This window comes from Streptomyces sp. NPDC002467, from assembly GCF_042889825.1.
In the GTDB taxonomy this organism is placed as follows: Bacteria; Actinomycetota; Actinomycetes; order Streptomycetales; family Streptomycetaceae; genus Streptomyces.
Genome location: NZ_JBIARJ010000001.1, coordinates 510,884 through 525,441 on the forward strand (window position 1 = coordinate 510,884; position 14,558 = coordinate 525,441).

The 14,558-nt window shown below is 71.3% G+C and carries 10 protein-coding genes; 5 read left to right on the forward strand and 5 right to left on the reverse strand.

Translation table 11 applies throughout. The features are described 5' to 3' along the window. Window positions 1-71: 71 nt before the first annotated feature. From ACFYYJ_RS02410 to ACFYYJ_RS02420, 3 genes are all read right to left on the reverse strand, one after another. Window positions 72-887 (reverse strand): hypothetical protein, encoded by an 816-nt coding sequence (locus ACFYYJ_RS02410; RefSeq protein WP_385124637.1) that lies wholly within the window; start codon window positions 885-887, stop codon window positions 72-74. Between the two features lie 146 nt (window positions 888-1,033). Then, window positions 1,034-2,254: a metallophosphoesterase gene (locus tag ACFYYJ_RS02415; protein WP_385124636.1), complete on the reverse strand. Its 1,221-nt coding sequence runs from the start codon at window positions 2,252-2,254 to the stop codon at window positions 1,034-1,036. 197 nt (window positions 2,255-2,451) lie between these two features. Further along, window positions 2,452-3,567, reverse strand: a complete 1,116-nt coding sequence (locus tag ACFYYJ_RS02420; protein ID WP_030028209.1) for a LacI family DNA-binding transcriptional regulator — start codon at window positions 3,565-3,567, stop codon at window positions 2,452-2,454. 361 nt (window positions 3,568-3,928) lie between these two features. On the opposite strand from ACFYYJ_RS02420, the gene hisC reads away from it, so the two are divergent. Beyond that, on the forward strand, window positions 3,929-5,008 hold the full coding sequence (hisC, locus tag ACFYYJ_RS02425; protein ID WP_385365511.1) for a histidinol-phosphate transaminase: 1,080 nt from the start codon (window positions 3,929-3,931) through the stop codon (window positions 5,006-5,008). A gap of 94 nt (window positions 5,009-5,102) precedes the next feature. Here the strand turns inward: hisC and ACFYYJ_RS02430 are convergent, their stop codons facing one another. After that, a complete protein-coding gene (locus ACFYYJ_RS02430; protein WP_385124632.1) occupies window positions 5,103-5,471 on the reverse strand; it encodes a cyclophilin-like fold protein in 369 nt (122 codons plus the stop codon). A 188-nt stretch (window positions 5,472-5,659) separates the two neighbouring features. On the opposite strand from ACFYYJ_RS02430, the gene ACFYYJ_RS02435 reads away from it, so the two are divergent. The 4 genes from ACFYYJ_RS02435 to ACFYYJ_RS02450 are packed head-to-tail and all read left to right on the forward strand — an operon-like array spanning window position 5,660 to window position 13,564. Continuing rightward, window positions 5,660-7,165, forward strand: a complete 1,506-nt coding sequence (locus ACFYYJ_RS02435) for a cytochrome ubiquinol oxidase subunit I (RefSeq protein WP_385365513.1) — start codon at window positions 5,660-5,662, stop codon at window positions 7,163-7,165. A gap of 18 nt (window positions 7,166-7,183) precedes the next feature. Further along, window positions 7,184-8,185: a cytochrome d ubiquinol oxidase subunit II gene (gene cydB / locus ACFYYJ_RS02440; RefSeq protein WP_385124628.1), complete on the forward strand. Its 1,002-nt coding sequence runs from the start codon at window positions 7,184-7,186 to the stop codon at window positions 8,183-8,185. Window positions 8,186-8,230: 45 nt separating this feature from the next. Then, window positions 8,231-11,758: a thiol reductant ABC exporter subunit CydD gene (gene cydD / locus ACFYYJ_RS02445; RefSeq protein WP_389127821.1), complete on the forward strand. Its 3,528-nt coding sequence runs from the start codon at window positions 8,231-8,233 to the stop codon at window positions 11,756-11,758. Between the two features lie 24 nt (window positions 11,759-11,782). After that, entirely contained in the window at window positions 11,783-13,564 is a 1,782-nt protein-coding gene (locus ACFYYJ_RS02450) for a GAF domain-containing sensor histidine kinase (RefSeq protein WP_389127824.1), read from the forward strand. Here ACFYYJ_RS02450 and ACFYYJ_RS02455 read toward each other — a convergent pair. Continuing rightward, window positions 13,561-14,481, reverse strand: a complete 921-nt coding sequence (locus ACFYYJ_RS02455; protein ID WP_389127826.1) for a Cof-type HAD-IIB family hydrolase — start codon at window positions 14,479-14,481, stop codon at window positions 13,561-13,563. The genes ACFYYJ_RS02450 and ACFYYJ_RS02455 overlap by 4 nt on opposite strands. Window positions 14,482-14,558: the final 77 nt, after the last annotated feature.

Genomic DNA, 14,558 nt, shown 5'->3' on the forward strand with positions numbered 1-14,558 from the left:
GTGACGCAGGAACGCAGTGACCCTGTGAAGAAGTACTGAACCACGCGGCCCGGAGCGCGCGGCCGGAGGACCTACTCCGGCTCGCGCTCCGGGCCGCCGAAGTCCGGGCTCGTGAAGTCCGGCGACGTGTAACCGGGCCGGGGACCCTCATTGGGGGTCCCCGGACTGGTGAAATCAGGTGCCGTGTAGCCCAGTTCGGGCATCCGGCCGCCGCGCCTGCGGGGACCGGGAAGGCCCGGGCCCGAGCTCGGATCGGCCAGCGCGTCCCGCAGGAACGGCATGATCCCCCGCTCCAGCAGGGCGTTGCGCCAGGCCTCCCGGGCCCGCGCGACCTCGTCGGGTATCGCCTCCGCCTCGTCCGCCGCCACCTCCGTCGACCCGTTGCGGACGGCCGTCACCAGCAGTCCGATCACGGCGAAGAGCAGCGCGGCCACGGTGAGCGCCCCGAAGAGCCAACCGGCCGTCAGCATCGTCTCGGCGAAGGCGGGTTCGGGCTCGATCATCTTCAGGGCGTAGCCCACGAGCAGGAAGATCAGCATGGCGGTTCCCGCCAGGACCGGTGCGAGGACCGCGACCACGGCGCTGATGCCCGCGCCACCGCCGGTGTCCTGCTCGGTGCCCTCCTCGCCCGTCGTTCCGGGTGCGGACAGCAGTTCGTCGCGCGATTCCCCGCGGATCTTCACGTAGTGGTCGTACTCGGCGGCGGCCGCCGCGGTGAGCAGTGCGCGGGCCGCGAAGGCCATGGTGCGCAACTGTTCGGCGTTCAGGCGTTCGCCGAGCGTGGCGAGCTCGGGCCGTTCGTGCGCGGTGCGCAGCGCCTCGTCGAGGAGCCGATCGAACTCCGGCCGGTCTTCGGTCAGCAGGTGTGGAGCGCTGGTCATGTGCATCCCCCGATGCTCCGTGGACGCCGATACCCGCGTAGACCCGGGCGCCGGCACAAACGGAGGAGAGCCTGCTACGGATAGAGCGATGGTAGAGCGCCCGTGCCACAGGCTGACAGGGGCTTTCCGGAAATACCCCGTGTGGGGAACCCTCAGTCGTTCAGCGGGAGTTGCCGGACGAGCAGTTTGCCCGCCATCGTGACCCCGCCGTCCATGGCGATGGCGAGGCCGTCCGCGTACACGTGCGGGCCGTGGACGGCCTCCGGGCCGCGGTTCTCGTCGCCGTCCTCGGTGCCCACCTCGCCGAGCAGGTAGGGGATGGGGCTGTGCCCGTGGACGACGCGGCTGCCGCCGTACGTTCCGAGCAGTTCGCGGACGGCCTGGGGGCCGGTCTCCTCGTCGCGGAAGGCGAACCGCTTGGTGAACTTGCGGAAGAGGTCCCAGGTGATGTCGGCGTCGCCGCGGTTGAGGAGCTCGTGGATGGTGTCGTTGACGTCCTCGATGTTGTCGCCGTAGTCGAGGTACGCGGTGGTGTCGGAGTGCAGCAGCAGGTGGTCCTCCACCAGCACCGCCGCGTCGAGGCGGGACATCCACTGCAGGTGCACGTCCTGGAGGCGTTCCATGTCGGTGCGCTGGCCGCCGTTGAGGAGCCAGGCGGCCTGGAAGGTCGCGGTGCCCGCGCCGGACTGGATGGGGGTGTCGCCGAACCGCTTGGCGCCGATGAGCAGCAGTTCGTGGTTGCCCATGAGGGCCTTGCAGTAGCCGCCGGAGGCGGCGGCCTCGGCGGAGAGCCGCATGACGAGGTCGATGACGCCGATGCCGTCGGGTCCGCGGTCGGTGAAGTCGCCGAGGAACCAGAGTCGGGCGTTGCCGGCGGACCAGCTGCCGTTCGCGTCGATCAGGCCCTGGACCTGGAGCTCGGTGACGAGTTCGTCGAGGTAGCCGTGGACGTCGCCGACGACGTAGAGCGGGCCGGGACCGGTGGGGTCGTCCTGGGGGACGTACTGGACCTGGACGGTGTCGCCGGGGCCGCCGAGGGCGCCGCGGCCGATGACCGGCAGATCGCGGTAGGTGGGGGTGTAGCCCTCGGGGTCCGCGTCCGCGGGCTCCTCGGGGGCCTTGACCATGGAGACGGGTCGCGAGAGGGGGGCCGCGGCGGGCTCGGCGAAGTGTTCCGCGACCGGTTCCGCGTGGGGCTCGCCGGCGCCGTCGGCGTAGTACGCGGGGTACTCGCCGTAGACGGGGGCCTCGCCGGGAATCCCGGTGGGCACGGCGTACGGGGCGGGAGCGGTGACCGGTTCGTCGACCGGCACCCGGAAGTCCCGCAGCGTCTCCGTCCGCATCACGGGTCCCTGACCGGCCCCCTGAGTCATCGACCCCTCCACCACCGTCGCGCTGCCGTACACCTGCGGACCCTCCTGACCTCCGGGGAGGAGGGTCCGTGATGTCGTGCGCCCATCATAGGAATGCGGCTCGCGCTGTGTGACGCACCAGGGGTGGTGAATCCTGCGCGGAACCAGTCGTTCCTGATGCTTTCTCCCGAAATGGGCGTTCTTGATCTCCTCGGCTGTCAGTCCTGTGCCGGGGATCGGGGCGGGCTGACGGTCGTACGGGGCTGCCTGCGCTGTGACGAGGTGCGGATGATGAGCTCGGTCGGGACGACCTGTTCCACGGGTCGTCCGGTGTCCACTCCCTCGATGGCGTCGATGAGGAGCTGCACCACCGCGGTGCCGATGCGCCTGGGTTTGAGGGAGAGGGTCGTGATCGGCGGTTCGGTGTTGGCGTAGACCGTGGACTCGCTGCAGCAGACGAGCAGCAGGTCCTCGGGGACGCGCAGGCCGTAGCGCCGGGCGGCGGCGAGCAGGTCGGTGCCGTTGGGGTCGAAGAGTCCGTAGACGGCGTCGGGCCGGTCGGGGCGGGCGAGGAGCCGGTCGGCGGCGACGGCGCCCGCGCAGGGGTCGTGGGCGGGGTAGGACTCGTAGACGGGGTCCTGGCCGACGCGCTCGCACCAGTTGAGGTAGGCGGTGGTGGAGAGCCGGGTGTAGGTGTCGGTGGTGGTGCCGGTCAGCAGCCCGATCCGGCGGGCGCCGGCGGCGGCGAGGTGGTCGAGCAGGCCGAGGACGGCGGCCTCGTGGTCGTTGTCGACCCAGGCGGTGACGGGGAGGGAGCCCGCGGGGCGGCCGTCGGAGACCACGGGCAGGCCCTGGCGGACCAGTTCGGTGACGACGGGATCGTGGTCGGAGGGGTCGATGACGACGGTGCCGTCGAGGGCGACGTTCGACCACACGTCGTGCCGGGAGGTGGCGGGGAGGATGACGAGGGCGTAGCCGCGGGCGAGCGCGGCGGAGGTGGCGGCCCTGGCCATCTCGGCGAAGTAGGCGAATTCGGTGAAGGTGAAAGGTTCATCCCCGTACGTCGTCACGGTCAGGCCGATGAGGCCCGACTTGCCGGTACGGAGGGTGCGGGCGGCGGCCGACGGGCGGTAGCCGAGACGATCGGCGACTTCGCGAACGTGGCGGCGGGTGGCGTCGGGGAGACGTCCCTTGCCATTGAGCGCGTCGGAGACCGTCGTGATGGAGACGCCCGCCGCGGCGGCCACGTCCCTGATGCCTGCCCGGCCCTGTCGGCCGGCGGCCCGCCGGGTGGTCTCGGTCCGGCTCACCTGATGCTTCCCTGCTGCTGTCATGGCGAGCCGATAGTAGGGCTCCGGGGCGGGGGCGGCCTGGGTGCATATGCACCCGTTGACAGGCACGTTTCTGCATGTTTCGCCACCCCCAATGACCTTGGAAACGAAGGTATTTGGGCGTCTGCGGCGAGGGTGCCGCTTGTCGGCGGGTCCGGGCATGCCAAACCGGTACGGTCTCGGGCCGGTCTCAACTCACCTGCACGAGGGATGCGCGCCACGGCGCAGGCCACCGGCGCGCGCATATATGCGCGCGCTCCCCCGCATTCCAGGCGCCCCCATTCTCGGAAGAGCGGAATCCTCATAAGGTGAGGAGTATTGAGTCGACGGCGACGTCGTACGGGATGGTCGAGGAGGACCTGCGGTGAGCGAGAAGAGCCCGAAGCTGCGCGCCGAGCTGGACGGCATTCCGACATACAAGCCCGGCAAGCCGGCTGCCGCGGGCGGTGCCGTCGCGTACAAGCTGTCCTCGAACGAGAACCCGTACCCGCCGCTGCACGGGGTGCTGGAGAGCGCGGTCGCGGCCGCCGGCAGCTTCAACCGCTACCCCGACATGGCGTGCACCGGTCTGGTGAACGAGATCGCGGAGCGGTTCGGCGTGCCGGTCGAGCACGTGGCCACCGGCACCGGCTCGGTGGGCGTGGCCCAGTCCCTGATCCAGTCGACGGCCGGTCCGGGCGACGAGGTCATGTACGCCTGGCGTTCCTTCGAGGCGTACCCGATCATCACGCAGATCTCGGGTGCGACCTCCGTCCAGGTACCGCTGACCGACGGCGACGTGCACGACCTGGACGCGATGGCCGAGGCGATCACCGAGCGGACCCGGCTGATCTTCGTCTGCAACCCGAACAACCCGACCGGCACCGCGGTGCGCCGCGGCGAGCTGGAGCGGTTCCTGGACCGGGTGCCGTCGGACGTCCTGGTGGTGCTGGACGAGGCGTACAAGGAGTTCGTGCGCGACACGGACGTGCCGGACGGCGTCGAGCTGTATCGCGACCGCCCGAACGTGGCCGTGCTGCGCACGTTCTCCAAGGCGTACGGGCTCGCCGGTCTGCGCGTCGGCTTCGCGATCGCGCACGAGCCGGTCGCCGCGGCGCTGCGCAAGACCGCGGTGCCCTTCGGCGTCAGCCAGCTCGCGCAGGACGCGGCGGTGGCCTCGCTGCGCGCCGAGGACGAGCTGATGGGGCGCGTCGGGGCGCTGGTGGGCGAGCGGACGCGGGTCCACGAGACGCTGCTGGCGCAGGGCTGGACCGTGCCGGACACCCAGGCGAACTTCGTGTGGATGCGGCTGGGGGAGCGGACCGCCGACTTCGCGGCGGCCTGCGAGAAGGCCGGTGTGGTGGTCCGGCCCTTCGCGGGCGAGGGCCTGCGGGTCACGATCGGCGAGCCCGAGGCGAACGACCTCTTCCTGCACACGGCGGAGGCGTTCTTCAAGGAGCTGTAGAGCGGGTGCGTGCGCGGCTGTAGAGCAGTTGTGGAGCTGTAGAGCGGCTAGGGAGCCGTAGGCGGCTACGGAGCCGTAGAGCGGGTTCGGGTCGTCAGACCAGTTCCACGCGGATGGGGTCGCCGTCACGGACGGTGGCCAGCAGGCGGGGGTCGCCGTCGAAGGAGCCGAGCACGTTGCACGGGCTCGCCAGGCGGCTCTCGCCTCCGCGCGAGATGGGCGTGGGGCCGTAGGGCAGCGCGAGCGCGTCGCCCTCGGTCCAGAACGCGACGGTGCCGGGCTCGACGACCTGCTGGGCGTCGTCTTCCAGGGCCGCGGAGACGCCGGTGTCGAAGTAGACCTCTTCGCCCCAGGTGTTCGCGGAAGCGGAGATCGGAAGGGCCGCGGCCAGTGCCTTGCTGGTCGGGGTCTCGTCGAGGGTTGCGGTGAGCAGGCCCGCGGGCCAGGAGATTCGAATCTTCATGAGCCATATTCAACAATTTGTTGAATGACTTGGCTAGGGGACCCCCGCTGTGCGGGCCCGAAAGCCCGTGCGCAATAATGCTTGTGAATGTGAACGCGTTCACAAGCGTGTCCTGCTTCTCCCCATATGGGGGGAACCCGCCAGGCAGACTGCGGCTGTGACCACGGCGACGACAAGGAGAAGACGACGTGGACCTAGCTTTGGCGCCAGAGACATTGGCGCGCTGGCAGTTCGGCATTACCACCGTCTATCACTTCCTCTTCGTGCCGCTGACGATCTCGCTCGCCGCCCTCACGGCCGGCCTGCAGACCGCCTGGGTGCGCACGGAGAAGGAGAAGTACCTCAGGGCCACGAAGTTCTGGGGAAAGCTTTTCTTGATCAATATCGCGATGGGTGTCGTCACCGGCATCGTCCAGGAGTTCCAGTTCGGCATGAACTGGTCCGACTACTCGCGATTCGTGGGTGACATCTTCGGAGCGCCGCTGGCCTTCGAGGCGCTGATCGCCTTCTTCTTCGAATCGACCTTCATCGGCCTGTGGATCTTCGGCTGGGACAAGCTGCCCAAGAAGATCCACCTGGCCTGCATCTGGATGGTGTCCATGGGCACCGTCCTGTCCGCCTACTTCATCCTGGCGGCGAACTCCTGGATGCAGCACCCGGTCGGGTACCGCATCAACGAGGAGCGGGGCCGGGCCGAGCTCACCGACTTCTGGCTCGTGCTCACCCAGAACACCGCCCTCACCCAGTTCTTCCACACGATCACGGCCGCCTTCCTGGTCGGCGGCGCGTTCATGGTCGGCATCTCCGCCTTCCACCTCGCGCGCAAGAAGCACATCCCCGTGATGCGGACCTCGCTGCGGGTCGGCCTGGTCACCCTGATCATCGCCGGCATGGGTACCGCCATCAGCGGCGACCTGCTCGGCAAGGTCATGTTCAAGCAGCAGCCCATGAAGATGGCGGCCGCCGAGGCGCTCTGGGACGGCGAGGCGCCGGCTCCCTTCTCCGTCTTCGCCTACGGCGACGTCGAGAAGGGCCACAACAAGGTCGCGATAGAGATCCCCGGCCTGCTGTCCTTCCTCGCCAACGACGACTTCAGCTCCTTCGTCCCCGGCATCAACGACGTCAACAAGTCCGAGCAGGAGAAGTTCGGGCCCGGCGACTACCGGCCCAACATCCCGGTCGCCTACTGGGGCTTCCGCTGGATGATCGGCTTCGGCATGGCCTCGCTCGGCGTCGGCGTGCTGGGCCTGTGGCTGACCCGCAAGAAGTTCATGCTGCCGCCGGGGCTGCGCACCTCGGAGGACGAGGTCCCGAACCTGGTCCTCTTCAAGCAGGCGCTGAGCCCGAAGTGGGGACAGCTGTACTGGGTCGTCGCGCTCTGGACCATGGGCTTCCCGCTGATCGCCAACTCCTGGGGCTGGATCTTCACCGAGATGGGCCGCCAGCCGTGGGTGGTCTACGGGGTCCTGCGCACCCGGGACGCGGTCTCGCCGAACGTATCGCAGGGCGAGATCCTCACCTCCATGATCGGCTTCACGCTGCTCTACGCCGTGCTCGCCGTCATCGAGGTCAAGCTCCTCGTCAAGTACGTCAAGGCCGGCCCGCCCGAGCTCACCGAGGCCGACCTGAACCCGCCCACCAAGATCGGCGGGGACGACAAGAACGCCGACCGGCCGATGGCCTTCTCGTACTGAGGCTGGGGAGACCACACCATGCAACTCCACGACGTCTGGTTCGTACTCATCGCCGTCCTCTGGATCGGCTACTTCTTCCTGGAGGGTTTCGACTTCGGGATCGGCGTACTGACCAAGCTGCTCGCCCGCGACCGCACCGAGAAGCGGGTCCTGATCAACACGATCGGGCCCGTCTGGGACGGCAACGAGGTCTGGCTGCTCACCGCGGGCGGCGCGACCTTCGCCGCCTTCCCCGACTGGTACGCCACCCTCTTCTCCGGGTTCTACCTGCCGCTGCTGATCATCCTCGTCTGCCTCATCGTCCGCGGTGTCGCCTTCGAGTACCGGCACAAGCGCGCCGAGGAACGCTGGCAGACCAACTGGGAACACGCGATCTTCTGGACCTCGCTGATCCCCGCCTTTCTGTGGGGCGTGGCCTTCGCCAACATCGTGCGCGGCGTGAAGATCGACCAGCACAAGGAGTACGTCGGGACCTTCCTCGACCTGCTCAACGGCTACTCGATCCTCGGCGGCCTGGTCACCCTCACCCTGTTCACCTTCCACGGCGCGGTCTTCGCCTCGCTCAAGACGGTGGGTGACATCCGGGAGCGCGCCCGCGGGCTCGCGACCCGGCTCGGCGTGGTGGCCGCGGTGCTCGCCCTGGTCTTCCTGACCTGGACCCAGTTCACGCGCGGCGACGCCAAGAGCCTGGTCGCCATGGCCATCGCGGTGATCGCGCTGCTCGGGGCCCTGGGCTTCAACCAGGCGGGCCGCGAGGGCTGGTCGTTCGCACTGTCCGGGGTCACCATCGCGGCGGCCGTCGCGATGCTCTTCCTGACGCTGTTCCCGAACGTCATGCCGTCCTCGCTGGACGCCGCGTGGAACCTCACGGTCACCAACGCCTCGTCCAGCGCGTACACGCTGAAGATCATGACGTGGCTGGCGGCCGTGGCCACCCCGCTCGTCCTGCTCTACCAGGGCTGGACGTACTGGGTGTTCCGCAAGCGCATCGGCACGCAGCACATCGTCGACGCGCACTGACGCCCGACCCACCCGTTCGACCCCCCTGCCCGAGGGATGTTTCACGTGAAACCGATCGACCCGCGCCTGCTCCGGTACGCCCGCACCACCCGCCTCTTCCTGGGGGCGGTGGTGGCCCTGGGCGTTGCCGGCGCGGGGCTGGTCGTCGGTCAGGCGATGCTCATCGCCGAGATCGTGGTCGGTGCCTTCGAGAAGGGGCTGGACGGAGCCGCGCTCCGGACGCCGCTGCTGCTGCTCGCGGCGGTGGCGCTGGGGCGCGGCCTGATCGCCTGGCTGACGGAACTGGCCGCCCACCGGGCCGGCGCGGCCGTCAAGTCGGAGCTGCGGGGCAGGCTCCTGGAGCGGGCCGCCGACCTGGGGCCCGGCCGGCTTACGGGGCAGCGCACCGGCTCGCTGGTGCAGCTGGCCACCCGAGGGGTGGACGCCCTCGACGACTACTTCTCCCGCTACCTGCCCCAGCTGGGGCTCGCCGTGGTCGTACCGGCGGCGGTGCTCGCCCGCGTGGTCACCGAGGACTGGGTGTCGGCCGCCATCATCGTGGTCACGCTGCCGCTGATCCCCCTGTTCATGGTCCTCATCGGCATGGCCACCCAGTCGAGGATGGACCGCCAGTGGCGGCTGCTGTCGCGGCTGTCGGGGCACTTCCTCGACGTGGTGGCGGGTCTGCCGACCCTGAAGGTCTTCGGGCGGGCCAAGGCGCAGGCCGAGTCGATCCGCAAGATCACCGATGACTACCGGCGCGCCACGATGCGCACCCTGCGCATCGCCTTCCTCTCCTCCTTCGCGCTGGAGCTGCTGGCCACCCTGTCGGTGGCGCTGGTGGCCGTGACCATCGGCATGCGGCTGGTCCACGGCGGCCTCGACCTCTACACCGGGCTGGTCATCCTGATCCTGGCGCCCGAGGCGTACCTGCCGCTGCGGCAGGTGGGGGCGCAGTACCACGCGGCCGCCGAGGGGCTGGCCGCCGCCGAGGAGATCTTCGACGTACTGGAGACCCCCCTCCCCGGCCCCGGCGGAAGGGCGGAGCTGCCGGCCGGGGCGCCGCTGCGGATCGAGATCGACGGGGTCGCCGTCCGCCACGAGGGCCGGGGCGAGGACTCCCCCGCTCCCGTCTCGCTGACCGTCGGACCGGGAGAGTGCGTGGCCCTCACCGGACCCAGCGGGGCCGGCAAGTCCACGCTGCTCCAGGTGCTGCTCGGGTTCAGGGCGCCCACCGCGGGGCGGGTCCGGGTGGCGGGCGTGGACCTGGCCGAGCTGGCGGCGGAGCAGTGGCGCTCGCGGATCGCGTGGGTGCCGCAGCGGCCGCACTTGTTCGCCGGGACCATCGCCGAGAACGTGAAGCTGGCCCGGCCCGGGGCCTCGGACGCCGAAGTGACCGCCGCTCTGGAGGAAGCCGGGGCGTGGCCGTTCGTCTCCGCGCTGCCGCAGGGGACGGGGACCAGGCTCGGCGAGGGCGGCGCGGGCCTGTCCGCCGGCCAGCGCCAGCGGCTCGCCCTGGCACGGGCGTTCCTCGCGGACCGTCCCGTTCTCCTGCTGGACGAGCCCACCGCCGCCCTGGACGGGGAGACCGAGGCCGGGATCGTGGAGGCCGTACGCCGGCTCGCCGTGGGGCGGACCGTGCTGCTGGTCGTGCACCGCCCGGCGCTGCTGGCACTCGCCGACCGGGTCGTGGGGGTGCGTCCCGAGGGGCTGTCCCCCGAGGCGTCCGCCGGAGCGGCCGGTGCCCCCGCGCTCCGGCCCAGGGATCCGCGGCCGGCCGTGGTGTCGGACGCCGATGATGCCCTGCCCGCCGGGCCCGCGCCGGTACGGACGCCCGGCGCGAACCCGCTCGCCCGGGTGCGCGCCGCCGCCACGGCCTGGCGGGGGCGGTTCCGGCTCGGACTGTTGCTGGGGGCGCTGGCCGTCGGGTGCAGCGTCGGCCTGATGGCCGTGTCCGGGTGGCTGATCTCCAGGGCCTCCGAACAACCGCCGGTGCTCTACCTGATGGTGGCCGTCACGGCCACGCGGGCCTTCGGCATGGGCCGGGCCGTCTTCCGGTACGCAGAGCGGCTCGTCTCCCACGACGCCGTCCTGCGGATGCTCGCCGACCTGCGCGTCTCCGTTTACCGGAGGCTGGAGCGCATCGCACCGGCCGGACTGCGCGAGCACCGGCGCGGGGACCTGCTGGCCCGCCTCGTCGCCGACGCCGACGCACTGCAGGACTACTGGCTGCGCTGGCTGCTGCCGGTCGGCACCGCGCTGATCGTCGGCACCGGCTCGGTCGCCTTCACCGCCTGGCTGCTGCCCGAGGCGGGAGCGGTGCTCGCCGCCGGACTGCTCGCCGCGGGGGTCGGGGTGCCGCTGGTCAGCGGGGCCTGCGCCCGCCGGGCCGAACGCAGGCTCGCGCCCGCCCGGGGCGAACTCGCCACCCGGGTGGCCGATCTGCTCACCGGCACCGCGGAGCTGACCGTGGCCGGCGCGCTGGAGGACCGCAAGGGCCGTACGCGCGAGAGCGACGGCCTGCTGACACGCATCGCCGCACGGGGTGCCGCCGCGAGCGGGCTCGGCGGCGGACTGTCCGCCTTGGTGTGCGGGCTCACCGTGGTGGTCTCCGCGGCGTTCGCCGCGAACGCGGTGCAGGCGGGACGGCTGACCGGGGTGGCCATGGCCGTCGCCGTGCTCACGCCGCTCGCCGCCTTCGAGGCGGTGAGCGGACTGCCGCTCGCCGTCCAGTACCGCCAGCGGGTGCGCCGTAGCGCCGAGCGGCTGTACGAGGTCATCGACGCCCCGGCCCCGGTCGCCGAGCCGGAGCGGCCCGCCGCGGCCCCCGCCTCGCCGTTCCCGCTGCGGCTCACCGGGCTCGGCGCCCGCCACCTGGGCCAGGAACGGGACGCGCTGCGCGGGATCGACCTCACCCTGGAGGCCGGCCGGCGCATCGCCGTCGTCGGACCCTCGGGCTCCGGCAAGACCACCCTGGCCCAGGTCCTGCTCCGGTTCCTGGACCCGCGCGAGGGCACCTACACCCTGGGCGGGAGCGACGCCCGCACCCTCGACGGGGACGACGTCCGCACGCTCGTCGGTCTGTGCGCCCAGGACGCGCACATCTTCGACAGCTCCGTACGGGAGAACCTGCGCCTCGCCCGGACCGGCGCGAGCGAGGAGGAACTGCGCGGGGCGCTGGCCGCGGCCCGGCTCCTGGAGTGGGCGGACGGCCTGCCGGACGGGCTGGACACCCTGGTCGGAGAACACGGCGAACGGATCTCGGGCGGTCAGCGGCAGCGCCTCGCCCTGGCCCGGGCGCTGCTCGCCGACTTCCCCGTACTGGTCCTCGACGAACCGGCCGAGCATCTCGACCTGGCCACCGCGGACGCCTTGACGGCGGATCTGCTGGCCGCGACCGAGGGCCGTACGACCGTGCTGATCACGCACCGGCTGGCCGGTCTGGAAGCGGTCGACGAGGTGCTGGTGCTGGATCGCGGGGCCGTCGTGCAGCGTGGCGCCTACGCCGAGCTGGCCGGCACCGAGGGCCCACTGCGCAGGCTGCTGGAGCGGGAACGGGCAGCAGACGGGACTTTGGCCGACTTTCCCCGCTAATGGGCACTAACTAGTCTCAAGGGCATGTCAGTGCAGGAGTCGCAGGAATCCCCCGATCCGTCACACGGAACTGCGGGAACCCCCGGAACCCCCGGAAGCCCTGGAACCACCGGAACGCCGGACCCGCTGGAGGCCGCCACCCAGGCCACCAGGAGTCTGCACGGCCTGTCCACCGAGCTCACGGCCCGGGTGCCGCAGCTGCTGGAGGCCATGAGGTCGGTCGGTACGGGACTCGAGCTGCACTCCACGCTCGACCGCATCTGCGAGACCGCCGCCGAGCTGGCCGGCGCCCGCTACGCGGCGATCGGCGTCGTCGACACGGAGGGCCGGGGGCTCTCTGACTTCGTCACCCACGGCATCGGTTCCGAAGAGGCCCGGAAGATCGGGCACCGCCCCGACGGGAAGCGGGGCCTGCTCGGGGCACTGATCTCGCACCCCGAAACGGTGCGGCTCGCCGACCTGACCGAAGACCCGAGGTCGGCGGGCTTCCCGCCGCACCACCCCGCGATGAAGACCTTCCTCGGGGTCCCGATCCGGGTGCAGGGAGAGATCTTCGGCAACCTCTACCTCGCCGAGAAGAACAGCGGCGTCGAGTTCAACGACTACGACGTCCACATGGTCCGGGTGCTGGCCACCGAGGCGGGCATCGCCATCGGCAACGCCCGGCTGTACGAGGCAGCCACCCAGCGGGAGCGCTGGATCGACGGCTCGGTGGCCGTTACCACCGCCCTGCTGTCCGGCGGCGACGCAGACGACGCCCTCGCCGTGGTCGCCGAACAGGCCCGCCACCTGGCCGACTCGGCAGCCGGGATCGTGATGCTCCCGGCCGAGGAGGGCGGCATGGAGATCGTCGCCGTCTCCGCCGAGAACCCGGCCACCTCGCTGGGTGTGGTGATCCCGGCCGAGAGCCCCGTGGTGGACAGGCTGCTCCAGGGCGAGCCCGTCTTCGTGGAGGACGCCGCCTCCGATCCCCGCATGATCAGCAAGCTGACCAGCCAGTACGGCCCCTGCATGATGCTGCCGCTGCACAGCGGCGGCCGGGTGCTCGGTGCGCTCGTCACCCCCCGGGCCCGCGGCGGGCGGCCCTTCAGCGAAGCCGAGCGGACACTGGCCACCCAGTTCGCCTCTCAGGCGGCCCTGGCCCTGATGATGGCCGAGGCCCAGCGGGACCGGGAACGGCTCGCCGTCTTCGAGGACCGCGACCGGATCGCCCGCGATCTGCACGACCTCGTCATCCAGCGGTTGTTCGCCACCGGGATGATGCTGGAGGGCGCCCAGCGCCGTTCCATCGTCCCCGAGGTCCGCGACGGCGTGGGCAAGGCCGTGGACGAGCTGGACGTGACCATCCAGGAGATCCGCACCGCGATCTTCGCTCTCCAGCAGGGCCCGGCGGAGGCCCCTTCCGGACTTCGCACCCGGGTACTGCGCGAGATCAACATGGCCGCCGTGCCCCTGGGCTTCAAGCCCGCGCACCGGTTCCTCGGCCCGATCGACGCGGTCGTCGGCGAGCTCGTGGGCAAGAACCTGATCGCCGCGCTGCGCGAGGCCCTGTCCAACGCCTTCCGGCACGCGGACGCGTCGCGGATCGAGGTGGTGCTGGACTGCACCGTCAGCCTGGAAGACGGGCGGCCCGGGGTCCGGCTGGAGGTCGCCGACGACGGGGTGGGCATCCCCGAGGGCGGCCGGCGCAGCGGGCTGCGGAACCTGCGTCGACGGGCCGAGTCCTTGGGCGGCGCGAGCTGGTACGGCCCGGGGATCGGAGAGGACGGCGGCGGAACCACCCTGGTGTGGGAGGCGCCGCTCTAGAAGTTCCGCTCCGGAAGCTCCGCTCTAGAGCCCTGCTGCCGCCGGCCGATGCGCTCGGCCACGATGCGCTCGATGACGACGGCGACCCCGTCCTCGTCGTTGGCGGTCGTACGGCCGGACGCGGCCGCGATCACGGCGGGGTGGGCGTTGCCCATCGCGTACGAGGTGCCGGCCCAGTCGAGCATCTCGATGTCGTTCGGCATGTCCCCGAAGGCGACCACCTCGTCGGGGGAGATGCCCCGTTCGGCGCAGCACAGCGCCAGGGTGCTCGCCTTGGAGACCCCGTGCCCGCTGATCTCCAGGAGGGCGGTCGGGCTGGACCGGGTGATCGACGCGTACGAGCCGGCGGCGGAGCGCGCCAGCTCCAGGAACTCGTCGGGGGCGAGCTCGTTGTGGTGCGCGAGCAGCTTGAGCACGGGCGCGGCGCTGTCGTCCGTGTCCTCCTGGAGCAGCTTCTCGGCGGTGGCCAGGATCGCGCCCGGGTCCTTGAAGAAGGGGGGGTAGGCGGGTTCGTAGTTGATGCCGGTCGTCATCTCGACGGCGAAGGAGGTGCCGGGAGCCGCCGCGCGCAAGGCCTCCACGACGGAGAGCGCCGCGGCCCGCGGAAGGGCTCTGACCAGTACGAACTCGCGTCCCGCGTGGAGGTCGACGACTGCGGCCCCGTTGGCGCAGATCGCGAGGCCGTGCCCGTGGACGTGGTCGCTGACCACGTCCATCCAGCGGGCCGGGCGGCCCGTCACGAAGAAGACCTCGACGCCCGCCTCCTCGGCTGCGGCGAGCGCGGCGACGGTGCGCTCCGATACGGACTTGTCGTCGCGCAGCAGAGTTCCGTCGAGGTCGGTGGCGATGAGCCGGGGCACGGGGGTCGTCCCGTCCGGGCGCTGGGAGGCCGAGGTCACCGCCCCATCTTCGCCCATGGCCCCGAACGGCCCGACCACGGCCCGACCACGGCGGGGCCACGGTCGGGCCACGGTCGAGGCGGCTGTCGCGGTGA